This is a genomic window from Mesorhizobium sp. J8, from assembly GCF_016591715.1.
Lineage (GTDB): Bacteria > Pseudomonadota > Alphaproteobacteria > Rhizobiales > Rhizobiaceae > Mesorhizobium.
In genome coordinates this window covers 5,683,484-5,705,483 of the sequence record NZ_AP024109.1, presented here as the reverse complement: position 1 = coordinate 5,705,483, position 22,000 = coordinate 5,683,484, and the positions used below count along the sequence as shown (strand labels likewise).

At 64.4% G+C, this 22,000-nt stretch carries 24 protein-coding genes; 12 read left to right on the top strand and 12 right to left on the bottom strand.

From position 1 onward, the window contains the following. Nucleotides 1–71: 71 nt before the first annotated feature. The 4 genes from MJ8_RS27345 to MJ8_RS27330 all read right to left on the bottom strand — a co-directional run bounded on the left by MJ8_RS27345 (nt 72) and on the right by MJ8_RS27330 (nt 4,279). Nucleotides 72–983 carry a sugar phosphate isomerase/epimerase family protein gene (locus MJ8_RS27345; protein ID WP_201411719.1) on the bottom strand — a complete coding sequence of 304 codons (912 nt, stop codon included), beginning with the start codon at nt 981–983 and terminating at the stop codon, nt 72–74. 19 nt (nt 984–1,002) lie between these two features. Then, nucleotides 1,003–2,529 carry a mannitol dehydrogenase family protein gene (locus MJ8_RS27340; RefSeq protein ID WP_225248058.1) on the bottom strand — a complete coding sequence of 509 codons (1,527 nt, stop codon included), beginning with the start codon at nt 2,527–2,529 and terminating at the stop codon, nt 1,003–1,005. After that, on the bottom strand, nt 2,526–3,308 hold the full coding sequence (locus MJ8_RS27335; protein ID WP_201411717.1) for an SDR family oxidoreductase: 783 nt from the start codon (nt 3,306–3,308) through the stop codon (nt 2,526–2,528). Before MJ8_RS27335 ends, MJ8_RS27340 begins: the two co-directional genes overlap by 4 nt. A 71-nt stretch (nt 3,309–3,379) precedes the next feature. Then, entirely contained in the window at nt 3,380–4,279 is a 900-nt protein-coding gene (locus MJ8_RS27330; RefSeq protein WP_201411716.1) for a MurR/RpiR family transcriptional regulator, read from the bottom strand. A 211-nt stretch (nt 4,280–4,490) separates the two neighbouring features. Here MJ8_RS27330 and MJ8_RS27325 point away from each other — a divergent pair, with 211 nt between their 5' ends. Together MJ8_RS27325 and MJ8_RS27320 are read left to right on the top strand one after the other, a co-directional pair. Next, nucleotides 4,491–5,684, top strand: coding sequence for a Gfo/Idh/MocA family protein (locus tag MJ8_RS27325; RefSeq protein ID WP_201411715.1), 1,194 nt, complete (start codon nt 4,491–4,493; stop codon nt 5,682–5,684). Nucleotides 5,685–5,738: 54 nt separating this feature from the next. Continuing rightward, a complete protein-coding gene (locus MJ8_RS27320; RefSeq protein ID WP_201411714.1) occupies nt 5,739–5,975 on the top strand; it encodes a hypothetical protein in 237 nt (78 codons plus the stop codon). A gap of 15 nt (nt 5,976–5,990) precedes the next feature. On the opposite strand, the gene MJ8_RS27315 is transcribed toward MJ8_RS27320, so the two are convergent. From MJ8_RS27315 to MJ8_RS27305, 3 genes are read right to left on the bottom strand one after another with little or no spacing between them, the layout of a single operon-like run. Continuing rightward, nucleotides 5,991–6,851, bottom strand: a complete 861-nt coding sequence (locus MJ8_RS27315) for a carbohydrate ABC transporter permease (protein ID WP_201411713.1) — start codon at nt 6,849–6,851, stop codon at nt 5,991–5,993. After that, nucleotides 6,848–7,738, bottom strand: a complete 891-nt coding sequence (locus MJ8_RS27310; protein ID WP_201411712.1) for a carbohydrate ABC transporter permease — start codon at nt 7,736–7,738, stop codon at nt 6,848–6,850. The genes MJ8_RS27315 and MJ8_RS27310 overlap by 4 nt, the downstream gene beginning before the upstream one ends. Nucleotides 7,739–7,766: 28 nt before the next feature. Beyond that, a complete protein-coding gene (locus MJ8_RS27305; protein WP_201411711.1) occupies nt 7,767–9,059 on the bottom strand; it encodes an ABC transporter substrate-binding protein in 1,293 nt (430 codons plus the stop codon). A 308-nt stretch (nt 9,060–9,367) separates the two neighbouring features. Here MJ8_RS27305 and MJ8_RS27300 point away from each other — a divergent pair, with 308 nt between their 5' ends. The 7 genes from MJ8_RS27300 to MJ8_RS27270 all read left to right on the top strand — a co-directional run bounded on the left by MJ8_RS27300 (nt 9,368) and on the right by MJ8_RS27270 (nt 15,709). Continuing rightward, nucleotides 9,368–10,639: an extracellular solute-binding protein gene (locus MJ8_RS27300; RefSeq protein WP_201411710.1), complete on the top strand. Its 1,272-nt coding sequence runs from the start codon at nt 9,368–9,370 to the stop codon at nt 10,637–10,639. Nucleotides 10,640–10,755: 116 nt separating this feature from the next. Continuing rightward, entirely contained in the window at nt 10,756–11,688 is a 933-nt protein-coding gene (locus MJ8_RS27295; protein ID WP_201411709.1) for a carbohydrate ABC transporter permease, read from the top strand. Then, a complete protein-coding gene (locus MJ8_RS27290) occupies nt 11,685–12,524 on the top strand; it encodes a carbohydrate ABC transporter permease (protein WP_201411708.1) in 840 nt (279 codons plus the stop codon). Before MJ8_RS27295 ends, MJ8_RS27290 begins: the two co-directional genes overlap by 4 nt. Continuing rightward, nucleotides 12,521–13,261, top strand: coding sequence for a PIG-L deacetylase family protein (locus MJ8_RS27285; protein ID WP_201411707.1), 741 nt, complete (start codon nt 12,521–12,523; stop codon nt 13,259–13,261). Before MJ8_RS27290 ends, MJ8_RS27285 begins: the two co-directional genes overlap by 4 nt. Continuing rightward, nucleotides 13,258–14,130 carry an ROK family protein gene (locus MJ8_RS27280; protein ID WP_201411706.1) on the top strand — a complete coding sequence of 291 codons (873 nt, stop codon included), beginning with the start codon at nt 13,258–13,260 and terminating at the stop codon, nt 14,128–14,130. The genes MJ8_RS27285 and MJ8_RS27280 overlap by 4 nt, the downstream gene beginning before the upstream one ends. After that, complete coding sequence (locus MJ8_RS27275) at nt 14,127–14,894, top strand: GntR family transcriptional regulator (RefSeq protein WP_140746915.1); 768 nt, start codon at nt 14,127–14,129, stop codon at nt 14,892–14,894. The genes MJ8_RS27280 and MJ8_RS27275 overlap by 4 nt, the downstream gene beginning before the upstream one ends. Nucleotides 14,895–14,917: 23 nt before the next feature. Continuing rightward, on the top strand, nt 14,918–15,709 hold the full coding sequence (locus MJ8_RS27270; RefSeq protein WP_201411705.1) for a sugar isomerase domain-containing protein: 792 nt from the start codon (nt 14,918–14,920) through the stop codon (nt 15,707–15,709). Nucleotides 15,710–15,751: 42 nt separating this feature from the next. On the opposite strand, the gene MJ8_RS27265 is transcribed toward MJ8_RS27270, so the two are convergent. After that, nucleotides 15,752–16,030 carry a hypothetical protein gene (locus MJ8_RS27265; RefSeq protein ID WP_225248057.1) on the bottom strand — a complete coding sequence of 93 codons (279 nt, stop codon included), beginning with the start codon at nt 16,028–16,030 and terminating at the stop codon, nt 15,752–15,754. Between the two features lie 202 nt (nt 16,031–16,232). Here MJ8_RS27265 and MJ8_RS27260 point away from each other — a divergent pair, with 202 nt between their 5' ends. Further along, nucleotides 16,233–16,667, top strand: coding sequence for a hypothetical protein (locus tag MJ8_RS27260; RefSeq protein ID WP_201411704.1), 435 nt, complete (start codon nt 16,233–16,235; stop codon nt 16,665–16,667). A gap of 185 nt (nt 16,668–16,852) precedes the next feature. Here MJ8_RS27260 and MJ8_RS27255 read toward each other — a convergent pair whose 3' ends face one another. The 3 genes from MJ8_RS27255 to MJ8_RS27245 form a co-directional block, all read right to left on the bottom strand. Beyond that, on the bottom strand, nt 16,853–18,043 hold the full coding sequence (locus tag MJ8_RS27255) for an NADH-quinone oxidoreductase subunit D (RefSeq protein WP_201411703.1): 1,191 nt from the start codon (nt 18,041–18,043) through the stop codon (nt 16,853–16,855). A 274-nt stretch (nt 18,044–18,317) separates the two neighbouring features. Next, the gene (locus MJ8_RS27250; RefSeq protein ID WP_201411702.1) at nt 18,318–18,725 is read right to left on the bottom strand and encodes a hypothetical protein; all 408 of its coding nucleotides are present in this window, start codon (nt 18,723–18,725) and stop codon (nt 18,318–18,320) included. A gap of 82 nt (nt 18,726–18,807) precedes the next feature. After that, nucleotides 18,808–19,416 carry an alpha-ketoglutarate-dependent dioxygenase AlkB gene (locus MJ8_RS27245; RefSeq protein ID WP_201411701.1) on the bottom strand — a complete coding sequence of 203 codons (609 nt, stop codon included), beginning with the start codon at nt 19,414–19,416 and terminating at the stop codon, nt 18,808–18,810. Between the two features lie 101 nt (nt 19,417–19,517). Between MJ8_RS27245 and MJ8_RS27240 the strand changes: the two genes are divergently transcribed. Beyond that, complete coding sequence (locus MJ8_RS27240; protein ID WP_201411700.1) at nt 19,518–19,721, top strand: KTSC domain-containing protein; 204 nt, start codon at nt 19,518–19,520, stop codon at nt 19,719–19,721. A gap of 1,139 nt (nt 19,722–20,860) precedes the next feature. Then, the gene (locus MJ8_RS27235; protein ID WP_201411699.1) at nt 20,861–21,304 is read left to right on the top strand and encodes a hypothetical protein; all 444 of its coding nucleotides are present in this window, start codon (nt 20,861–20,863) and stop codon (nt 21,302–21,304) included. Between the two features lie 57 nt (nt 21,305–21,361). Here the strand turns inward: MJ8_RS27235 and MJ8_RS27230 are convergent, their stop codons facing one another. Continuing rightward, a complete protein-coding gene (locus MJ8_RS27230; RefSeq protein ID WP_201411698.1) occupies nt 21,362–21,742 on the bottom strand; it encodes a hypothetical protein in 381 nt (126 codons plus the stop codon). Nucleotides 21,743–22,000: the final 258 nt, after the last annotated feature.

The following is a 22,000-nucleotide window of genomic DNA, read 5'->3' as shown; positions in this document are numbered from 1 at the left end:
ATCTTTCAGTTCAGTTCGATTTTTTCAGGTTAGTTCCTGGGGCGCCAATGCCACCGGCGCCAAGCTTTTCGTCATTTGATGAAGGGGCGCAGCACGTCGCGGGCCAGCAGGAAGCCGCGCTTGACCTTTTCATCCGTCCCCTCGAAGCGCCGGTCCTCATGCTCGACGATGACCGGCCCGTCATATCCGGCCCGGTAGAGGCCCGAAAAAATCCTGCTCCAATCGATGTCCCCAAGTCCCGGCATGCGCGGCACCTGCCAGCCTATGCCAGCCGAAAGGATTCCGCGCTCGTACAAACCATCATGATCAATCATCAGGTCCTTGGCATGCACATGCAGCATGTTTGCGCCGAACTCGCGGATGAAGCGCTCCTGGTCGATCATCTGCCAGACGAGATGCGAGGGGTCGAAATTCATGCCGACATCGCCGCCCCAGGCTTCCAGGATGCGGCGCCAGACATAGGGCGAGTAGGCAATGTTGTGCCCGCCCGGCCATTCGTCATAGCTGAAGATCATCGGGCAGTTCTCGAAGGCGAGCTTCACGCCATGCTCGCGGGCATGGGCGATGATCGCCGGCCAGATTTTCTGCGCATCCTCCCAATTGGCATCGACATGCTTCGAGGCGTCGCCGCCGCAGAAAGTGTTGACTAGGGAGACACCCATGCGGCTCGCCAGCAAAATCACCTTCTTGAGATGGTCGATCACCGCCTCGCGATGGGCCCGGTCGGGATGGAGCGGATTGGGATAGAAGCCGAGACCCGAGACGGCCAGGCCCTTGCCGGCAAGCTCGTCAGCGATGTCCCTGGCTTCAGCGGCCGAGGCATCCACGTCGATATGGCTGGTGCCGGCATAACGGCGGCTGGCGCCGGAAGCCTTCGGCCAGCAGGCGATTTCCAGCGCCTCGAAGCCGGCCGAGCGCGCCCAGTCGGCGACCTCGCCGAGCGGCGTATCCGGAAACGGTGCTGTCAGCAGTCCAAGCTTCATGATCCCTCCCAGGTTCTAACTATGCAGATCGCGCCGGCTGCTTCAACCGCGCATCGGTTGGCCCAGCGCAGACTTGTCCGATAAACCCCATCGGATCGTTCGAGAGCAGGCCATCGAGCCCGGCGACAACATGAGCGCGGAATGTCGCGTTGGCGGCCAGGGACGGGTCGAAGATGGCGTCGATGGCGAGGATCGCATCGGCGAGCGCCTTGCTGTCCGAACCGATGCGGTTGGCAATGGCGGCAATCTTGTCGGCAAACGGATCGGACACCTGCCAGGCGCGGCCGAAGCGGGTGGAAGCCTTGATCAGATAGGCCATCCAGCCGGCGACCGGCACCGAGAGGAGCGCGATGCTCCCGCCCTTCGCCAGGCGGTCGCGAATCGGGTTGAGCAGGCGCTGCACGATCTTCTGCGAGCCGTCGGTGGCGATCTGGTGGTTGCGATGGCGTATCGCCGTGTTGGTGAGGCGGGACAGACTCTGCTCGACATAGGCGGCCGGCGCGATGCCGGGCACCGGCATCAGCGTCGGTAGTGTTTCCTCGGTGAGCATGCGGCGGACGAAACGGGCCAGAAGCGGGTCGGCGATCGTCTCGAACGTGTGCTCGAAGCCGCCCAGGACGCCGAGATAGCTGAGCGTCGTCTGGGCACCGTTCAGCACGCGCATCTTGAGATGCTCGAATGGCGTGACGTCGTCGACCAAGGTCGCGCCGACAAGATCCCAGCGCGGCACGCGCCCGGCGAAGCGGTCCTCGATTACCCATTGGCGGAAGCGCTCGCCCACCACCACGGCGTCGTCGCGATAACCGAAACGTTGCTCGATCGCGTCGACATCGGCTTCGGTCGTCGCCGGCGCGATGCGGTCGACCATGGCCGAGGGGAAGGCGGCATTGGCTTCGATCCAGTCCGCCAGCTTGCCGCCGCGGCGTTCGGCGAAGGTGCGCACGACATTGCCGAGGATGACGCCGTTCGTGGGGATATTGTCGCAGGAGAGCAGCGTCACCGGCCGACCATGGGAGGCCATGCGCAGCTCCAGCGCGCGCGCCAGGATGCCGGGCACGCTGCGCGGCGCCTCGGGGTTGGCGAGATCGTGGACGATATCGGGATGGTCGAGGTCGAGAGCGCCGCTCGAGGGGATGTGGCAATAGCCTTTCTCGGTCACCGTCATCGTGACCATCTCGATCTCGGGCGAGGCGAGCACGTCCAGCGCCGGCGCTGCGCTTTCCTGGCTGTCGACGACGCGCACGATGCTGCCGATGACGCGCGCCTCGACCTCGTCGTTCTGGCGGATGAGGCGCGTGTAGAGGCCGTCCTGTTTGCCAAGCGTCTCGGCAAGCAGAGGCGGGCGGATGTTGATGCCGACCAGCCCCCAGCGGCCGAAATCCTTCGCCAGCAGATCGTCGGTGTATTCGGCCTGATGGCAGCGGTGGAAGGCGCCGACGCCGATATGGGCGATCCCGGGCTTGAGTGCCGCGCGATCGTAAGCCGGCTTGCGAACCTGGGACGGCAAGTGGCCGAGCAGGGCAGGGCTGAGCTTTTCGGCACTCACCGGTTGGCTCCGATCACCCATTGCTCCTGGTCGACCAGTGCGCCGGTCATCGGGCCGGCAACCTCGGAAAGCAGGAAGACGGCGAGGTTGGCGATGTCGGTCACGGAGAACAGGCGGCCGAAGGGTTGCGTCGCATTGGCCGCGTCGAGCCAGCCCGGACCCTGGCCGAGCGTCTCGGCCTGCATGACGCGCTCAGCGGGCGTGTCGGTCCAGCCGACATTGATGCCGTTGACGCGGATACGGTCGAAGCGGTGCGCGTTGGCCGCGTTCTTGGTCAACGTCGCCAGCGCGCCCTTGGTGGCGGAATAGACGGCCAGCTCCGGCGAGCCGCAATGCGCGTTGATCGACAGGATGTTGACGATCGAGCCGCCCTGACCGCGCTTCTTCATGTCGGCGATCGCCGCCTGCATCAGGAAGAAGGGGGCGCGGGCATTGACCGCAAACAGCGATGCCCAGTCGTCGAGGCTGGCATCGACGAAGGAAGCGCGGTCGGTCAGGCCGGCGGCGTTGACGAGGCCGTCGATGCGGCCGAAGCGTTTGGTGCAGGCCTCTGCGAGCCGCGCCGGGGCTTCGGGATCGCCGAGATCGGCAGCAGCGAAGGCGGCAGGGGTGCCCAGGGCCGCCAGCTCGGCAGCAACCGCGTCGCCGCGCTTCTGGTCCCGCCCGGTGATCAGCAGGCCGGCGGCGCCGGAGCGCGCGGCGATCTTGGCGACCGCCCGGCCGATGCCTTGCGTCGCGCCGGTGACCAGCACCACCTTGCCGTCGAGACGAACCTCCATTCCTCCTCCCGGAACAAAGTTTCCATTTTTTCAAATATGGAACGACAATTCCCGTTAGTCAATCGCGCCAATCAAACCGTCCGCCGCGCGACGACGCCATGGACCAAGGCCATGCCGACGGCGAGCGAAGCGGCGAGCGAGCGGAAACCGCCAAAGTCCTGCTCAACCACCTCCAGCCAGGTGTCGGAGAGTTTTGCCAGCGGCGAGAAGGTGCTGTCGGTGATGGCGAGAATGCGCGCCTTGCGCTCATGCGCGACTGCGACGAGGTCGGGCGTGATCGAATTATAGGGGCTGAAGGAGACCGCCAGCACCGCGTCGCGCGGCGTGATGCAGCCAACCTGGTCGAGCGCGGTCGAGCCGACATTGTCGACCAGCACGTTGCGCACGCCCTGCTGCGACAGCGTCAGCGACAGATAGGTGGTGACGGGGAAGGCGCGCTTGCTGCCGATGACATAGATCAGCTCCGCGGCCGCCAGATGATCGACCATCGTCTCGAAAGCGGCGATATCGAGATCGTTGCCGATGCGGCCGAGCGAGGCCTGGCAGGCGCCGATCATGCCGTTGAGAAAATGCAGGTTTGCATTCGGCTCCCCGACCTTGTCCTGGGTGCCCTGCGTATCCGGCCAGGAGCCCTTCATGCGGTCCTTGAACAGGAGCTGGAAATCGGAAAAGCCGGAATAGCCGAAGATCTGCGCGAAGCGCACCAGGGTCGAGGGCTGCACGCCGGCCTGGTCCGCCACCTGCGCGATCGTGCCAAGCGCCACCTCGCTCGGATGCTGCCAGAGGAAGATCGCCACCTGGCGAAGCCGTTTCGGGAAATGCACGGTTCCCGACGCAAGCACCGCCCGCAGCTCCTCGTAGGTTTGCGGCTTTGTATAGCCAAGTGCTGCCAGTGATCGGCTCCGCTTTCTCGCCGCCGTCTCCAGGCTATGGGTGGACGGCTCGTCGGCCGCCTTGCCGCGGCCGCTCATAGGATATGCCTCATCGTGACCCCAACCATCGGATGCGTCATCCGATCCCTGCCCTCCGGCCCCGGGCCATCAGATGGACCGAGCGTAAAAAGCTAACGCGGCACAATCGTTTTACAAAACAAAAAATAGAAATATCATTCGAAAACAACCGTCGCCGGTCACGGCATCCGCACCGACCGGCATATCGACCTTGGGAAGGATAATCGCAATCATGGTCTATGCAACCGCCGATGGCACGTCGCGTCAACGCCTGCGGGTCGGCATGGTCGGAGGCGGCCGCAACGCCTTCATCGGCGCCGTGCATCGCCTCGCCATGCGGCTCGACGACCGGATCGCTCTGGTCGCCGGCGCATTGTCCTCGGATCCGGAGAATGCCGCCGCCTCCGCGGCGGAGATCGGCATCGCGCCGGAGCGCAGCTATGCCGACTACCACGTCATGGCGAGGGCCGAAGCTGCACGGCCAGACGGCATCGAGGCCGTGGTCATCGTCACCCCCAACCATCTGCACGCGCCGATCGCCACCGCCTTCCTCGAGGTCGGCATCGACGTGATCTGCGACAAGCCGCTGTCGACGACGCTTGCCGAGGCTGAAGCGCTGGTGGCGCTGACCAAGGCCAAGAAGCGCCGATTCGTCGTCACGCTCAACAACACCGGCTACGCCATGGTGCGCCAGGCGCGCGAAATGGTGGCGGCGGGCGAGCTCGGCCGGATCGTGTCGGTGCATGGCGCCTATATCCAGGACTGGCTGACCAAACCGATCGACGCCGAGGGCCAGAAGCAGGCTGAATGGCGCACCGATCCGGCGCGCGCCGGCCAGTCGGCGGTGCTCGCCGATATCGGCGTACATGCCTTCAATCTGGCAAGCTTCGTGTCCGGTTTCGAGGCCGAGGCGGTTTCCGCCGATCTGTTCACCGCCGTGCCCGGTCGTCGCCTCGACGACAACGCGCATGTGCTGCTGCGCTGGGCGGGCGGCGCGCGCGGAACCATCCTCGCCAGCCAGACCTCGCCCGGCCACTACAACGATCTTTCGGTGCGTATCTATGGCGAGAAAGCCGGCCTCGAATGGTCCGGATCACGGCCGGAGGAATTGCGATTCTCACCCTATGGCGAGGAAACGCGCACGCTGGTGCGCGGTGGCCACGGCTCGACGGCGGAAGCCCGGCGTGTCTCGCGCATGCCGGCCGCGCATCCGGAAGGCTATATCGAGGCCTTCGCCAATTTCTACCGCGACGCAGCGGACATCATCCGCGCGCATCGCGCGGGTGGTGCGGTCGATGCGGCGCGGGCAGCACAAGTGCCCGACGTTGTCGACGGCGCTCGCGGCGTGAAGTTCGTCGCCGCGGCGGTGGAGTCGAACGCGGCTGGAGGGGCGTGGATGCCGGCGAGATTGGCGCAGACACGTTAATGATAGTATCGATTGTCGATTGGCAGGACATTCGCCCGACTGTATTCGACGACGATGAACAAATCCGACGTCTTCCTTGCCGCCAGCTTAGGATGCCTTGCTCTTGCGGCAGCTGCGTTCGCGGCGCCGCAAGCTTTTCGGGGCAACAATGCCAAGGAAGTGGCGCAATGCACGCGCCTCATCAAAACCTTCAGCGACACCGGCGATTGGCCAGATGCGGGTGCTCCTGAGTATATCCGCTACGACAAGTGTTATTATCTGATATGCGGCGGAACCGAGACCGAGGCTTGATCGTGCTCGATCGCGCTACCCCTTGATCGCCGACCCGACGATCGAATCGACGAAGAAGCGCTGCAGGAAGACGAAGAGCACCAGCGGCGGCAGCACCGCGAGCGTGGCGCCGGCCATTACCAGGCCGGTGTTGACGGCGCCGCGGTTGTAGCTGAGCAGCCGGCTGAGGCTGATGACGATCGGATAGGCGTCGGCATTGCCCTGGAGCACGGTGAGCGGCCACAGATAGCTGTTCCAGTGATAGACGAAGGCGAAGAGCGCAAGCGCCGCGATCGCCGGCGCAATGCTCGGCGCGACGATCTTGAACAGGATGAGGAGCTCGGACGCGCCGTCCATGCGCGCGGCGTCGATGAGGTCGTCAGGCACGCCGGCGATGAACTGGCGCATCAGGAAGATGCCGAAGGCGTTGGCGAGGTTGGGCACGATGATGCCGGCGAGGCTGGCGCTCAAGCCGATCGAGCCGACCATGCGGTAAAGCGGGATCAGCGTCACGATCGGCGGCAGGAACATGGTGGCGATCAGCAGGGAGAAGAGCAGCGAGCGGCGGGGGAAGGAGCATTTGGCGAAGGCGTAGCCGGCCATCATGCTCGTCACCAGGATGCCGGCGGTGGTGACCGTGGCGATGACAAGCGAATTCCACATCGAGCGTCCGACATTGACGACGCCGGCGACCTTGTCATAGGCCTCGAGCGTCGGCGTGCGCGGGATCCAGACCGGCGGCACCTGCATGGTCTCGGCCGGCGTCTTCAGGCTGGACAGCACCATCCAGGCGATCGGGAAGGCGGAGGCGACGGCGACCAGAAGCATTGCGGTGGCAAGCAGCGCCTTGCGGCCCGAAGGACGCTTGCGAGACAGCGATCGGGCAGCCGCGCTCATTCGCTGTCCTTGCGGTTGACGAAGGCAAACAGCGCCGAGACGCAGACGATCAGTGACAGCATCAGCATCACCGCCATGGCCGAGCCCAGTCCGCCCTGCGCGCGTTCGATGCCGACGCGGCGGATATGGTAGGTCAGCACATTGGTCGAGCCGACCGGCCCGCCTTGGGTGATCAGCGCCACCGGCTCGAACACCTGCACCGCGTTGATGATGGCGATGACGGCGCTGAACAGCAGCGTGCGGCGAAGCAGGGGCAGGGTGATGAAGCGGAACTGCTCGCGGCCGTTGGCGCCGTCGAGCGTCGCGGCTTCATAGAGGCTGCCCGGAATCTGCGTCAGCCCGGCGATGGCCAATACGGTGAAATAGCCGACCTGCTGCCAGACATTGAGGAGCACGATCGAGATCAATGCCGACCGGGGCGAGGAGAGCCAGGGTTGCGGGCCAATGCCGACCAGCCAGAGCAACTGGTTGAGCGGACCCTCGCTCGGCGAATAGAGCTTCGACCAGACCAGCGCCACGGCGATCATCGGCACCATGTAGGTCGAAAACAGCACCGTGCGCAGCGCCGTGCCGCCGGCGACCTCGCGCTGATAGACCAGCAGCCCGAAGACGACCGACAGCGGCAGGATGAGGACGACCGACAGCGCGGTGTAGATCGCGGTGTTGAGGAGCGCCGTCTTGAAGTCGCGGCCGACCGAGGTGGGGCCGAAGATCTCGTGGAAATTGCCGAGGCCGACGAAGCTGGCCTCGGAAAAGGGCGTCTGCGTCGACCAGTCCTGGAAGGACAGCCAGATGGTGAGCAGCATCGGCAACAGCACGAACACGCCGATCAATGTCACGGCGGGCGCAAGCATGATGCCCGCCGAGGCACTAAAAGCTTTGGCCATTCACCTGCTTCCGGTCAGCGACCCGAACTTACTTGGCGGCGCGCTCCAGGATCGACGTGGCGTCGGCCTGAGCGTTCGCCTGCGCATCCTTGGCCGAGACCTGGCCATACTGCAACGCCTCGAGCGTCTGCTGGAGGGATTCCGAGAACTCCTGGCCGCCGAGCACGACCGGGAAAGGCCGCGCATCGGCGAGCACGGAGACATAGCCGGACAGGAACTCCGAGCCGAGCTTGTCCTTGTGCGCCTCGATGTCGGAAGTGCGTGACGGCAGGATGCCCATCGACATCAAAATGTCGGACATGGCCGATGCGCCGTTCTTGCCCGATTTCGGGCTGTTCAGCCAGGCCAGGAATTCCCAGGCCGCTTTCTGCTCGGCCTCGCCGGCCTTGGCATTGACGACCGTCATCCAGGAATAGGAGATCGAATGCGGCTTGTCGCCGCTCGGCCCCACCGGGATCGGCGCGGTGGCGACTTGCGAGAACTTGTCGCCCATGCCGGTCTTCAGCGCGCTCTCCCACCAGTTCGCCATGATGATCATGCCGGTTTTGCCGGAGACGAAATTGTCGAGGAACGGACCGGTGGTGTTGGCGTCGGCCGTCGCCATCGCCGGATTGCTCACGCCGGACTTTATCAAGTCTTCATAGAGCGCGAAGGTCTCGCCGGCCTGGGGACTGTCCAGCGCCGGCTTGCCGTCCTTGACCAGGTTGCCACCATTGGAGACGAGCAACGAGGCGAAAGGATGGACCACGCCCGCCGCCCATGAGTTGATCATGCCGAAACCCTGCTGGCCCTTGTCCTTGTCGGTCAGCTTGGCGGCGGCATCCTTGAATTCGGCCCATGTCTTGGGCGGGGCGGCGATGCCCGCTTTTTTGAACAGTTCCTTGTTGTAGTTCAGCGCGTAGACGTCGATTTCGTTGGGGATGCCGTAGAGCGTGCCGCCGACAGAAGCGGCACTGACGACGCCGGCCGGCCAGGCGCTTTTCACCTCATTGGCGACAGCGTCGGGGGCAGGGGCGACCAGCTTGTCCCTCGCCAGTTCCGGCAGCCACAGATCGTAGATGCCGCCGATCGTCGGACCGTCGGAGGAGCCGCCCTGCGAGCGCAGCGTGGTCAAGAGATCCCCGAAAGGAACCGCGCGCACGGTTACGGCGACATCCGGATGAGTAGTGGAAAAAACCTTCGCCGCCGCTTCGAGCAAGGCCACCGTCTCCGGCGACCAGTGGGTCAGGTAGGAGATGTTCACCGATTGCGCCCAGCCGGTCGCGGGCAGCGCGACGAGCGCCGCGGCGAGAGCCAGCTTCGAGATCCGGGCAAGCGACATTGGCATCCTCCACAAAAGTCGCGACACGAGCGATGACGTTATGACAAGTTCAAGCGCTGGCGCAAGCCTGAACCTACGAACGTTCCGTTGGGCGTGAGTAGCCGAAAATCCTCCACATGGTCAAAGGTAGCCAATTTACGTTTCAAAATAAACATTTACATCTCGATAACGCATTGACCGGCCAGTGGTGGGCAATCGTTCGCGGCTTTGAGGCTCTTGCGAGATGCATCATGTCGTTATAATGACTTTTCGCAAAAGCAGACGACTCTCTTGAATGCCTCAGAACCGAGAAAATGGGAGAACTGGCAATGAGCATGCTTTCAATCCACCGGCGCGCGGCGCTCGGGCTGATCGGCGGCCTCGCCGCTGTTTGCGCGGGCGCGCTTTCGACGCTGCCGGCCCGCGCCGACTCCACCGTGACGCTGTGGAGCTGGCGCACCGAGGACGAGGCCGCAATGCATCGTATCTTCGAGGCGTTCGAGAAGAAGAATCCCGGCATCAAGGTCGACATCCAGTTCACGCCCGACGCCGATTACCAGAACCGCCTGAGCACGGCGCTGCGCGGGGGGCGCGGACCCGATATCGCGCAGCTCAAGGCCTATGGCGAATTGCAGCCTTTCATCGAAGGCGGCTATCTCGACGCGCTCGACGACAGCGTGGCGGAACTGAAGAACATGCCCGACGCCGCCCTTGGCGGGGCGCGCGGCCGCGCCGACGGCAAGCTCTACGGCGTTCCCTATTCGGTGCCGATGATGGGCGTCTTCTACAACGAGGATATCTTCGCTGCGCAAGGCATCGACATTCCGAAGACCTACAAGGACTTCGTCGCCGCCTGCGAAAAGCTCAAGGCGGCAGGCATCACGCCGATCGCCAATGGCGGCGCCAACGGCTCGGCCTGGGAATTGGAGATAGGCGTCGGCGTTATCGGGCCGACGCTCTACGGTCCGGGCTTCTATGACGAGATGATGAGCGGCAAGGCGACCTTCGAAGATCCGCGCTATGTCGCGGCGCTGAAGCGCTTCGCCGAGCTGAAGCCATACTATTCCGATGGCTTCGCCGGCATCGACTACACCACCGCCACGCAGCAGTTCATCGGCGGCAAGGCGGCGATGTTCTTCGGCGGCTCGTTCGAGAACGGCAGCTTCAAGTCGCAGAACCCGAAGCTGAAGTTCTCGATCTTCCCATTCCCGGCCGACGACGCCTCGACCAAGCTCTACACCTCGGCTTTCTCGGACGGCTCCTACGGCCTCGTCTCGGAAAGCCAGAACAAGGAGGCGGCCATCAAGGTGCTGAACTACATGGCCTCGGCCGAGTTCGCCCAGGCCTTCGCCGACGAGCTCGGATGGCCGCCGGCCCGCACCGACGTCACGGTGAAGGATCCGGTGCTTGCCAGGATGATGGAGATGGCGAAGAACTCGACGCCGTATCTCACGCTGGTCGGCTTCCGCTGGCAGACGCCGACCGCGTCGTCGGTGCTGCAGTCCGAGATCATCGACATGGTCGAAGGCAATGTCGCGCCCGAAAAGCTGGCGGCCGACATGCAGGCCGCCGTCGCCACCTGGTTCAAGCCCAAGCAGTAAGGAGCGCCGGCCGCTCTTGTCAAAAAGCAGGAGCATGATGTCGTCCGAAAACCGCTTCACACTTTTCGGCATCATGCCCCAGCCGGCCGGCATCTCTGCCCCACAGAACGCAGCGCATGACCAAGCTTCGCCGCACGACCAGCCTCCAGCGCACGCAGCAGCGCATGGCGGTGCTGTTCATCCTGCCGGCCTTGGCCATCTACGGGCTGTTCGTGCTCTACCCGCTCCTGTTGTCGCTGTGGGGCAGCTTCTTCACCTGGAAGGGGCTGCGCATGCAGGAGTTCGCGGGGCTCGCGAACTTCTCGCGGCTGTTCGTGTTCCCGAGCGGCGCGCGGCTCTACGGCGCGCTCTGGCACAATGTCGCATGGTTCTTCGGCATCATGCTGCTGCAGAACGGGCTCGGGCTTTTGTTCGCCTGGCTGCTTTTCCTGCGCGGCAGGGGCGCCGCCTTCTTCCAGTCGGTGTTCTTCTTCCCCGCCGTGCTCAGCCCCGTCATCGTCGGCGCGCTGTGGCGGCTGCTGCTCGCGCCCGGCGGCATCGTCGAATGGGCGCTGAACGGCCTTGGCCTGCATCAGGGCAGCCTGACCGTGCTCGGCAACAGCCACACCGCGCTCGGCACGCTGATCGCCGTCGATGCCTGGAACTGGATGGGGCTGCCGGTGCTGATCTACACGGCAGGTTTGCGGCAAATTTCGCCGCAGGTGTTCGAGGCGGCGAAACTCGACGGCGCCGGCAATGCGCGCATGCTGTTCTCCGTCGCGCTGCCTTTGCTGATGCCGGCGCTCGGCACGCTGACGACGCTTTCCTTCATCAACACCTTCAACCAGTTCGACATCGTCTACGTGATGCAGGGCGTGCAGGGCAATCCGAGCTACGCGACCGACACGCTGGTGACTTATTTCTACCGGCTGGCCTTCGGCGCGGAAGGGGCTGTGGGCATCACCGACATCGGCCTGGCGCTGGCGCTGGGCACCATGCTGTTCCTCGTCCTCAGCATCGGCACGCTGTTGATGCTGCGCTTCTTCGACAAGCGGACGGTCGAGCTATGACCACACTCGCCATTCCACAGAAGCTGGCGCGGCTGCCTGGTTGGATTGTCCTGCTGGTGTGGACGGCGGCCGTGCTCTTGCCGCTCTACGTCCTGGTCGTCTCCTGCTTCAAGACGACAGCGGAGATCTACGACAACCGGCTCGGCTTGCCGCGGAGCTGGGCGCTCGACAATTTCGTGCGCGCCTGGACGCGCGCCGATCTCGGCCACAACTTCATCAACAGCCTGATCGTCACCGGCGGCGCGGTGGCCCTCACCATCGTCGTCTCGGCGATGGCCGCCTATCCGCTCAGCCGCTACAGGCTCGGCTGGAACGGTATCATGCTCGGCCTCTTCCTGTCCGGCATCATGCTGCCGATCAGGCTCGCCTCGGTGGAGCTGTTCACGCTGATGCGCGGGCTCGGCCTGCTCGATTCCCTCACCGGGCTGATCCTCGTCTATTCGGCGATCCGCATCCCCTTCGCCGTCTTCATCTTCGCCAATTTCATGCGCGTTTTGCCGTCTGAGCTCGACGAGGCGGCGCGCATGGACGGCGCCGGAGAGACCCGCATCCTGTTCCAGATCGTGCTGCCGATGGTGAAGCCGGCGGTGTCCATCGTCGCCATCTTCACGGCGATCGCGGTGTGGAACGATTTCTTCTTCCCGCTGATCTTCATCTTCGACGACCGCTACAAGACCGTGCCGCTGGCAATCAGCGTGTTCGTCGGACAGTTCCGCACCGATTGGGGCCTGGTGTTCGCTTCGCTGGCGATCTCCATGGCACCGATCCTGATCATGTATTGTTTGCTGGCGCGCCAGATTCGCGAGGGCGTCGGCGCCGGGGGAGGCATGAAATGATCGAGGACAAGATCTATGCCGCGCGCTCGATCCTGGTCGTCGGGGCGCATGCCTTCGACGCCGAGGTCATCGCCGGGCCTCTTGCGGCGGCCGCCGCCAAGAATGGAACCCAGGTCACCTTCCTGCATCTGTCGATGGGCGAGCAGGGCCATCCCTGCCTGATCCCGGAGCACTATTCGACGCAGAAGGAGGACGAGGCGGCGAAGGCAGCGGCGCGGCTCGGCGTTTCCATGCGCAACATGAAGCTGCGTGACGCCTTCCTGCCCAATGACAATGCGACCGCGCTCCAGGTCTGCGATGTCATCCGCGAGTTGCAGCCGGAGGTCGTCATCACGCATTGGCACGGCAGCTGGCACAAGGATCATCGCGCGGCCGCGCATCTCACGCAGACCGGCATTTTCTTCTCGGCTCTGCCGACGCTGAAGCGTCTCCATCCCGCGCATACGCCGCAGCTCCTGCTCTTCGGCGAGAACTGGGAGGACGACGAGGGCTTCCGGCCCGAGCATCTCGTCGACGTCAGCGTTGGCTTCGACGCCTGGCACGAGGCGGTGACGGAGTATGAGCTGGCGCGGGGCCTAAGCAGCTTTCCCTATGTCGACTATTACAGCGCGCTCTACCGGCTGCGAGGGTGCCTGCGCGGCACGCGCCACGCGCAGGCCTTCGCGGCGGCCTCGCATTCCTGGAATGCCGGCAGCGGCCTGTTCGCGCCGCCTGCCGGTCGGAGCAGCGAGAGATGACACGGGTTCTCGCCATCGATCTCGGCGGCACCAATCTGCGCGCCGCTGTCCATACGGGCGATCTCGGCGCTCTTGCACCGCAAGTCCACGAGCCGGCACCGACAAGCCTCGACGCCTTCGCCGCGGGCGTTCGCGCGCTTGCGGCCGCCGGCGAAGCCAAAGCTCTCGGGCTCGCGGTCCCCGGTCTGACCGAAGGGTCTGTCTGCCGTTGGATCCCGAACCTGCCCTGGCTCGATGGGGTCGATGTCGCCGCGCTGTTCCCAGGCATGAGCGTGGCGGTCGGCAACGACGCGCAGATCGCGCTTCTGGCGGAAGCGGCCGAGGGCGCGGCCAGGGACGTGTCCGATGCGATCCTGCTGGCCATAGGCACCGGCATCGGCTCGGCGGTGCTGGCCAATGGCCGCATCGTCGCCGGCGCGCATGGCGGCGCCTGCTCCTTCGGCTGGGCCAGCGCCGACATCAAGGACCATGGCGAGGAGCGCAGCGGCTGGCTGGAACGTGTCGCCTCCGGGCGCGCGCTGGACGCCCTTGCCGCACAGATCGGGCTGGCCGACGCCCGCCAGCTGATCGCAGCCGCCAAAGCAGGCCAGCTTGCCGCGCAGTCGCTGCTCGAGGTGCCGGCGCGCCAGCTCGGCACGGCGCTGGCCGGCGCCGTGGGGTTGCTCGATCCGGGTGTCATCCTGGTCTCGGGCGGCCTGGCGGACGCGCTGGACGTGATCGCGCCGCCATTGCTTGCTGCGCTGCGGCGTCAATTGCCGCCGCATCTGCGCGGCATCGAACTTAGGCCAGGAAAATTCGGCTCCCGCGCCGGCCTAGCGGGTGCCGCGCTTGCCGGGCAGGCGGGAAGCGGGTGGAGGCAGATCCGATGAGCGAAGCGAGCTTTCAACAGCCGGACCGCAGGCGGCCGGAGCCGCTCTGGTACCAGGTCGAGGAGGCGATCCGCGCCATCGTCAAGAGCGGCGAGTGGGCGACCGGCGACCAGATCCCGGCCGAGGACCGGCTCTGCGCGCTGTTCGGCGTCAGCCGCATCACACTGCGCCACGCGCTGCGCAATCTGGAGGAAAGCGGGCTGCTCAGGCGCGAGCACGGCAGAGGCACCTTCGTGCGCTCGGCCACGCTGGTCGCCGGCACGCGCGAGCTCACCTCCTTCACCCAGGAGATGGGCAATATCGGCGTGGTGGCCGGCTCGCGCCTGCTCGATTGCAGTCTGACGACGGCGAACGCGGCGGCGGCCGGCGCGCTGGAGATCGAGGAGGGCGATCCCATCGTGCGCATCCGGCGCTTGCGGCTGGGCAACAACGAGCCGATCGGCATCCAGACGGCGCAACTGGCGGCCGCACGCGTGCCGGGCTTCCTCGATGCCGGCCTGCTCAAGGGCTCGCTCTACGAAGCGCTGGAGCGGCAATACGGCATCGTGCCGGTCGAGGCGCGCGAGAACTACCGCGTCGGCGCCGTCAGCGCGGCGGACGCCGAATTGCTCGACCTGCCCGCGGGCAGCCCGGCCTTCGTCGTCGAGCGCATCACCATCGACGAACGCGGCCCGTTCGAATTCACCGTCTCCGTCATGCGCGGCGACCGCTACGAGATACGCTCGACGCTGCGCGCCGGCCGCCTCCCGAACACCAGAAGCTGACACGATCAAACAGGAGTACCGAAGTGTCCGATCTTTACATCCCCCGTCTCGTCGCTCTCATCGAACAGGCATCGAAGGCCAATTCGGAAGCCTTCGGCCAGGCGGCGAACCGTTTCGCCGACACGCTGCAAAATGGCGGGCTGGTCCATCTCTACGGTTCAGGCCATTCGGTCCTGCCGGCGCAGGAAATGTTCCCGCGCTATGGCAGCTTCGTCGGCTTCAACCCGCTGACCGACCCGCGCGTGATGTGGCACAACGTGCTCGGCGCCGGCGGCGTGCGCGAGCTTCTGTGGCTGGAGCGGACGGAGAAATATGCTGAGAAGTTCCTAGACCATCAGCCGCTGAACGAGGGTGATTCCATCATCATCTTCGGCCATAGCGGCCGCAATTCGTCGGGCATCGACACCGCGCTCTATGCCAAGAAGCGCGGCATTTTCGTCGTCGCCGTCACCAGCAAGAACAATCTGGACAAGCCGGCCACGCATTCGTCCGGCAAAAGGCTGGCCGACGCCGCCGACCTCGTCATCGACACCTGCTCGCCGATCGAGGATGCGGTGGTGCCGGTCGAAGGCTGGAGCCGCCCGGTGGCGGGATCGTCGACGGTGCTGGCGATGATCATGGCGCATGAGCTGCTTGCGCGCACCGCCGAGCAGCTGTCGAAGCGCGGCATCGAGCTGCCGGTCTTCGCCTCGCCGACCATCGCGGGCGTGACGCTGCACGACACCGACGTCATCTACGGCGTCTACCGCGAGCGCATGATCGAGGCGCAGAAGAAGCACCTGCCCACCTTCCAGGCGACGATGCGCGGGGAATGACAGTGGCGCGGGAGGGCGTTCGTCGCGCCTCCCGCATGCCTGTCAACGCGGGCGCCGTCCGGACGCGGAATGCTTTGGCGGCGCGTCGTTTTCGTCTGGATTAGGGATCGGCTCCTCGTCGGGCAACCGGTCCGGATCCGGCTCGCGCACCGGCTTCGGCTCCGGGATCGGCGGCGGCGTGGGCACCGGGGTGGGGGATGGGTCCGGATTGGGGAGAATGGCCATCGCGTTTTCCTTCCGCTCTGTGCCCGACAGGCTTTGCTGCGATCCAAAACCGGGATCAGCCGCCCGACCTGAAACGATGATGCGATCGCCGCCCATCGGACGCTTCGCCGGGTGCGATCGGCAGCGCAAGTGGCAGAACGGCCACGCCCGCGGATAGTTCCCACACGATCGCGCCGCGTGATGGCGGCCAGTGGCGATCAAATGATTCCGTGCGCCTGTTTCGGCTCTTGCCGGCGACTGGCCGTGCCTTAGTTCCATTGCCAGCGGGTGGCCAATTGTGCCGATACAGGAGACGGCCGTGAAGCACCAAACCCTTGACCAAATCAACGCCGTTGCCGACGTTCATGCCGAAGCACCGGCTCTCATCGCCAATCGCGCCCAGCGCCTCGAGCGCTGGGCGCAACTTCTCGAACAAAACCCCGGCCGTCGCCTCACGGCGTTGACGGGCACCGAATACGCTACGCCAGACGTGCGTCAAAGAATGCGCACGGACGGATCGGCGATCACCGTCGCTTTCGAGGATCCGATCTTCCGCGCGCAAGGCTTGCGGGACGATACCTACGGAGAAGCCAAACGCTTCTTCGAGATGAGCGACTGGCAGCTGCATGAGGTCGTCTGCCATTGCCATGTCGGCGCCAACATGCCGTCCCGCTGGGCGGCATCGCGCGTGCGCGCGGCGATCTCTCCGGGCGCGGGTATCCTTGCCTGGTTGAGAGCGGTGTTCATGCATTAGCGACGGCCGCGATGCATGCAATCGCGACCGATCAGAAACTCGATGGGAGCGGTGGAGGCCTGACCGGGGTCTCTGCGCTCCCTCTTTAGAGCGTTCACCGTTTCACGGAAACGGCGAACCGCTCTAGCTCTTTGTTCTTACGCAATTCCGGACGGAAAACCGCTCACACTTTTCCTGGAATTGCTCTAGCGATCGATCTCGCCGAAGACGATGTCGAGCGAGCCAATGATCGCCGCGACGTCCGCCACCATATGCCCGCGCGAGAGGAAATCCATCGCCTGGAGATGGGCGAAGGAGGGAGCGCGTATCTTGCAGCGATAGGGGACGTTGCTGCCGTCCGAGACCAGATAAACGCCGAACTCGCCCTTCGGCGCCTCGACCGCCGCATAGACTTCGCCAGCCGGCACGCGGTGGCCTTCGGTATAGAGCTTGAAATGCTGGATCGTCGCTTCCATCGAACGCTTCATGGTGGCGCGCGGCGGCGGCGTGATCTTCCGGTTCGCCGCGGCGACTGGACCCCGGCCATCGGCCGAGCGCAGCTTTTCCAGGCATTGCCGCATGATGCGCACCGACTGGCGCATCTCCTCCATGCGCACCAGATAGCGATCGTAGCAGTCGCCGTGCTTGCCGATGGGGATGTCGAAATCCATCTCCGCATAGCATTCGTAGGGCTGCGCCTTGCGCAGGTCCCAGGCGGCGCCCGAGCCGCGCACCATGGGGCCGGAGAAGCCCAGGCCCCAGGCGTCATCGAGTGAGATCACGCCGACATCGACATTGCGCTGCTTGAAGATGCGGCTGCCGGTAAGCAGGCTATCGAGATCGTCGCAGGCCTTCAGGAACGGATCGCAGAAATCCCATATGTCGTCGAGCAGCTCTTCCGGCAGGTCCTGATGCACGCCGCCGACCCGGAAATAATTCGCGTGCATGCGGGCGCCGGACGCACGCTCATAGAAGACCATCAGCTTCTCGCGCTCGGCGAAACCCCAGAGCGGCGGCGTCAGCGCGCCGATGTCCATCGCCTGCGTGGTGACGTTGAGAAGATGCGACAACAGCCGCCCGATCTCGCAAAACAGCACGCGGATCAATTGGCCGCGCCGGGGGACGGACAGTTCGAGCAGCTTTTCGGCGGCGAGGCAGAAAGCATGCTCCTGATTCATCGGCGCGACATAGTCGAGCCGGTCGAAATAGGGCAGGGCCTGCAGATAGTTCTTGTATTCGATCAGCTTCTCGGTGCCGCGATGCAGCAGGCCGATATGCGGGTCGGCGCGGTCGACGATCTCGCCGTCCAGTTCCAGCACCAGCCTGAGCACGCCATGGGCCGAGGGATGCTGCGGCCCGAAATTGAGCGTGAAGCTGCGTACTGCGGCTTCGGTCATGACGGCCTCCGCAAGAGTGAGGATCGAAGGCAAACCGGGGTCGCCGTTCGGCCGGATCGTACCCCTTGAGCATTTCACCGTTTCACGGAAACGGTGAAATGCTCTATCTCCTTGTTTTTACGCAATTCCTGGCGGAAAACCGCTCACACTTTTCCTGGAATTGCTCTAAAGCGCGTCGCGATCTTTCAGATTCGCTCCCTGCGCTTTAGGTTCTTGATTTTACGCATGTCTTTGTGCCGAAACCGGTTCCCACTTTCGGGAGACATGCTTTAGGTCAGGCCGTCGTCTGGATGATCAGCGTCAGCGTGCCGTCACCGTCGATGTTGGCTGCGACGACCTGCGAGGAATTCAGTCCGTTCGCATGCAGGACCGACGTCGCCTCGGGCGAGGCGTCGACAGAGCTTTGCAGCTTGGCCAGTTCCTTGGCGGTCGTCCTGGTGACTATGGCTTCGGCCTGCGCCTTCACTTCCGCAGGCAGGTCCTCCATCGCCACCACGACGATATTGGTGACATTCTGGGTGGCATCATCCTGACCGGGGTTCTGGCCGGGTTGAGGTTGGCCGGGGATCGGCTCCTGGGCAGGGGGCGGCGCTTGCGGCGGCTGCGGATCGGCGCGCTGGGCGGAAGCCGGCTGCGCCAATGCCATTGCCGACAGCGTCAGGACTATCGTCAACATACGCATCGTCTTTCCTTTCGATCTCGAAATCTGACGACACAACCCCGGGGTCAGGCGATGGTTCCCGGATGGTCGCCGGTGCGGCTGCCTACAGAGCCCGCATCGTCCGGAACGTCACCGAATAGCGATGATGTTCCACGGGCGGAATAGAGTGCTCCCACTCGTTCCGCGCCGGCCCGGCCATGAGATAGACGGATCTGGGCTCGACCTCGATCGTTTCGCGGTCCCATGCCGCGCCGGTCTTGCGGCGCAGCCGGAAGCTGCAGGGCGCGAGCAGGGAAACGCCCGCCACGAGCTCGAAATGGGGCTTGTCCCGGTGCCAGCCTATGCCGGCTCCCGGGCGGTACTCGTTGATCAGCACCTGCGCGAATTCGGCTGCCGGGACGCCCGCGAAGGCGGCAACCTTGGCGCGAAGCGGCAGCAGGAAGTCCGGAATCGGTGGCGCTTCAAGCACCTGGCGGCGCTCGTAGTCGTAGCGCAGGCCGAAGCCGACCACCTGTCTGTTGGCAAGATGGCCATGGAAGTCGAAAGGTTTGAAGGGCAGGCTCCGGATATGACGGACCAGTTCCTGTTCTTCGTCGCGTGCAATCAGGTCCGGCCGGTAGGAGAAGCCTTCGGGTGCTGGCGGGCTTGCAGGCATGCCGAAGAGATCGCCCTGGAAGGCGCGCCCCGTGGTTCGGCTCTTGGCTGATGACATGCGGCTCAGATAGGCAATGAAAGCGCTTCTGCAAGGCGGGTCCAGGCATGGCGGAACCCAGGGGCGCACGGAAGATTAAAGTTGGAAGCAGGAGGTGGCACATGCCTTCCACCGCGATCCAGAATATCCACTACGATCGGTCGAGGCGGGTCCTTTCGGTGTGGTTCGTCCCAACTGGCAAGCGCTATGATTATGAGGACGTCGGACCCGAGGTCTACGCGGCTTTCAAGGCGGCATTCTCGAAAGGGCAATTTTTCAACGAATTCGTGCGCGATCGTTTCAGATACCACCTGGTCGAGCATTGAGGCTGCCATTGAGCGCCCAGCGGGGGCAAGGGCTGGCAGCTGCCGAGGCTGGCTCGCTCGGCGCGGCCAGCCTCGCCGCGGCAGCGGGCGTCCGCGATCAGATATTGAAGGCCGCCCGGCGCGTGGCCGCAGACCGTGCCGGACAAGCTCGTCCTGCGCTCCGGCCGGGTCGAAACCGAAGGCAAGGAAGGGTCGGGCATGACCATCGCCGGGTGTCCCGGCGTGCCTTCGCTCCCCGCTGCTGGGTGCAGCAGACGCCGCTCGCACCGCCCCGGGTGCTTGGACTGATGCTGGGGCGGGAGCCGGAGTTGGAGCTGCCGCATATTTCTGCGAATCGGTGGGAGAACGTTTTCGGACGTCCGAATTGAATCTGGCGGCTGGCGTTCGCCCTGCCGCCGTCAAGCACGCCTGACGCTGGCGGAGTGCCCGCCTGATGGGTTCGCCTCGGTCGATCCGAATGACTCGGCCGCGCCGGCCCTCGGACACGCGATCAAGAGGCGCGGGCTGCGAGGCCTCAAGCTCGATCCCGCGCTGCAGCGGTTCCGCCCCGGCTGCGAGGGCGCCCTGCGCGTCTACGAGAAGGCCGAGATCCTTGGAATTCCCGACACGTTTCAGAAGGGGCTTAACTGGCGCCTAGCGCCCGGCAGCGAGACCACAACACCGGAGCTTCCAGGCAGGGTCGCGCCGGGATCGAAGCGAATGAACATAAGACTGGGCAACGGCAAGGAAAGCACGCCAGAGCGGTTAGGGACGAAATCCTCCTGGACGGTTTGGCTGCCGGCGATCGCTAAAGTTTTAAGAAAAGCAAATCAATTAATACATAAGTAACTCAAGGTCATATTCGCTTATTATGTGATGTTTTCTGTCAATTCTTCGCGCGAATCGACAATGACGTAGATCGATGGGCGTGAGCAAAATGTATTTCTGTATTGGTTGAAGAAATGGTGGAGAATTCCACGGATAAACGCGTAACAGGCTAGGTACCTAAAAGGACCCGCTCAGGCTTGGATTACAGGAAACTGTTGGATGCAACGGTTTCCAGGCGGCCCGCCGATGTCTTGGAGAACAAGTCTTCAAAGGTCTCCGTAGCCGGCGATCGCTTCTACTTGGCTCGAAATCTTGCTCAGGAGGCAATGGACATGGCCGATCGCATCAATTCCAGGACTTTGTCTGGGGATGCGAAGCCTGCCGCGTCATTTTCGCCGGCAATAATTTTAGCCGCAGCTAATTCTAATGGAAGTGATGCAACGTGTTCCATTGTAATGAGCGCGCTGTCAGATGCGTCCCCGATTACAGCGATCTCGCGGCGCCACGCAGCCAGGCATTCACGGGACGGACTGAATCCGGCCGTCGAGCCGCAACCTGGCAAGAAGACCCGGATCCTGACTCTTTTCAACATCGAAGAGCCTGAGACGATCGAACTCGTCCCGAGGGACGAGGGTGGCAAGCTTTGGCTTGGCCATCCCCGTCGGGGCTTGCCGGATTCCCAGTTTTCCAAGGCCAAAGCGGTCGACCAGCTTCTCGGGTCGTCCGCTGCGGCCTCGCCGTTGTCACTGCAAGAAACCAGCACAGGAAACCAATAGGAGCGTGCCATGTCCAAGACTTACAAGCGTTCTCATTTCCTCCTTTCCACCACGGCGTCAATTGCGTTGCTGACAACTATCACAGCCCAGGCAGGTGGCGGGTTGGGTGGTCTTGGTGGTGCGGTCGGCGGCGCAGTAGGCGGCCTCGGCGGCGCAGTCGGCGGCGCGGTGGGTGGCCTTGGTGGTGCGGTCGGCGGAGCTGTGGGTGGTGTTGGCAGCGCGGTCGGTGGCGTCGGTGGTGCAGTCGGCGGCGCGGTCGGTGGTCTTGGTGGTGCGGTCGGCGGCGCAGTCGGCGGCCTCGGCGGCGCGGTCGGCGGAGCTGTGGGTGGCGTTGGCGGCGCGGTCGGCGGCCTCGGTGGTGCCGTCGGCGGCGCTGTGGGTGGCCTCGGCGGCGCAATCGGCGGAGCGGCTGGCGGTGTAAGTGCAGTGGGTGATCACGGCGTAAGTGCGGTCGGCAAATCAGTGAGCGGCGTGACAAAAGGCGTTAGCAAGGCCGTTCGCAACATTCACAAACCTGTGCGTAAGACTGTAGCCGGCCTTGGAAAGTCTGCCCGCAAGACCGCTGGCGCTGTCAGCAAGTCTGCGCGCAAATCAGTGGCCAGCCTTGGCAAATCAGCGCTTAAGAGCGCGGATGCTGTTGGCAAATCTGCGAGGAAGTCAGCGGCCGGCGTTGTTTCGACGGTGGGCGGCGCGGTG

Excerpts from the sequence above, each read along its gene's own strand:
- MJ8_RS27345 (WP_201411719.1), bottom strand. The coding sequence starts at position 983 with ATGAAGCTTGGACTGCTGACAGCACCGTTTCCGGATACGCCGCTCGGC.
- MJ8_RS27285 (WP_201411707.1), top strand. The coding sequence starts at position 12,521 with ATGATCGAGGACAAGATCTATGCCGCGCGCTCGATCCTGGTCGTCGGG.
- MJ8_RS27245 (WP_201411701.1), bottom strand. The coding sequence starts at position 19,416 with ATGTCATCAGCCAAGAGCCGAACCACGGGGCGCGCCTTCCAGGGCGAT.
- MJ8_RS27335 (WP_201411717.1), bottom strand. The coding sequence starts at position 3,308 with ATGGAGGTTCGTCTCGACGGCAAGGTGGTGCTGGTCACCGGCGCGACG.
- MJ8_RS27315 (WP_201411713.1), bottom strand. The coding sequence starts at position 6,851 with ATGAGCGCGGCTGCCCGATCGCTGTCTCGCAAGCGTCCTTCGGGCCGC.
- MJ8_RS27250 (WP_201411702.1), bottom strand. The coding sequence starts at position 18,725 with ATGCGTATGTTGACGATAGTCCTGACGCTGTCGGCAATGGCATTGGCG.
- MJ8_RS27320 (WP_201411714.1), top strand. The coding sequence starts at position 5,739 with ATGAACAAATCCGACGTCTTCCTTGCCGCCAGCTTAGGATGCCTTGCT.
- MJ8_RS27235 (WP_201411699.1), top strand. The coding sequence starts at position 20,861 with ATGGCCGATCGCATCAATTCCAGGACTTTGTCTGGGGATGCGAAGCCT.
- MJ8_RS27325 (WP_201411715.1), top strand. The coding sequence starts at position 4,491 with ATGGTCTATGCAACCGCCGATGGCACGTCGCGTCAACGCCTGCGGGTC.
- MJ8_RS27330 (WP_201411716.1), bottom strand. The coding sequence starts at position 4,279 with ATGAGCGGCCGCGGCAAGGCGGCCGACGAGCCGTCCACCCATAGCCTG.
- MJ8_RS27280 (WP_201411706.1), top strand. The coding sequence starts at position 13,258 with ATGACACGGGTTCTCGCCATCGATCTCGGCGGCACCAATCTGCGCGCC.
- MJ8_RS27305 (WP_201411711.1), bottom strand. The coding sequence starts at position 9,059 with ATGTCGCTTGCCCGGATCTCGAAGCTGGCTCTCGCCGCGGCGCTCGTC.
- MJ8_RS27290 (WP_201411708.1), top strand. The coding sequence starts at position 11,685 with ATGACCACACTCGCCATTCCACAGAAGCTGGCGCGGCTGCCTGGTTGG.
- MJ8_RS27300 (WP_201411710.1), top strand. The coding sequence starts at position 9,368 with ATGAGCATGCTTTCAATCCACCGGCGCGCGGCGCTCGGGCTGATCGGC.
- MJ8_RS27310 (WP_201411712.1), bottom strand. The coding sequence starts at position 7,738 with ATGGCCAAAGCTTTTAGTGCCTCGGCGGGCATCATGCTTGCGCCCGCC.
- MJ8_RS27275 (WP_140746915.1), top strand. The coding sequence starts at position 14,127 with ATGAGCGAAGCGAGCTTTCAACAGCCGGACCGCAGGCGGCCGGAGCCG.
- MJ8_RS27240 (WP_201411700.1), top strand. The coding sequence starts at position 19,518 with ATGCCTTCCACCGCGATCCAGAATATCCACTACGATCGGTCGAGGCGG.
- MJ8_RS27255 (WP_201411703.1), bottom strand. The coding sequence starts at position 18,043 with ATGACCGAAGCCGCAGTACGCAGCTTCACGCTCAATTTCGGGCCGCAG.
- MJ8_RS27265 (WP_225248057.1), bottom strand. The coding sequence starts at position 16,030 with ATGGGCGGCGATCGCATCATCGTTTCAGGTCGGGCGGCTGATCCCGGT.
- MJ8_RS27295 (WP_201411709.1), top strand. The coding sequence starts at position 10,756 with ATGACCAAGCTTCGCCGCACGACCAGCCTCCAGCGCACGCAGCAGCGC.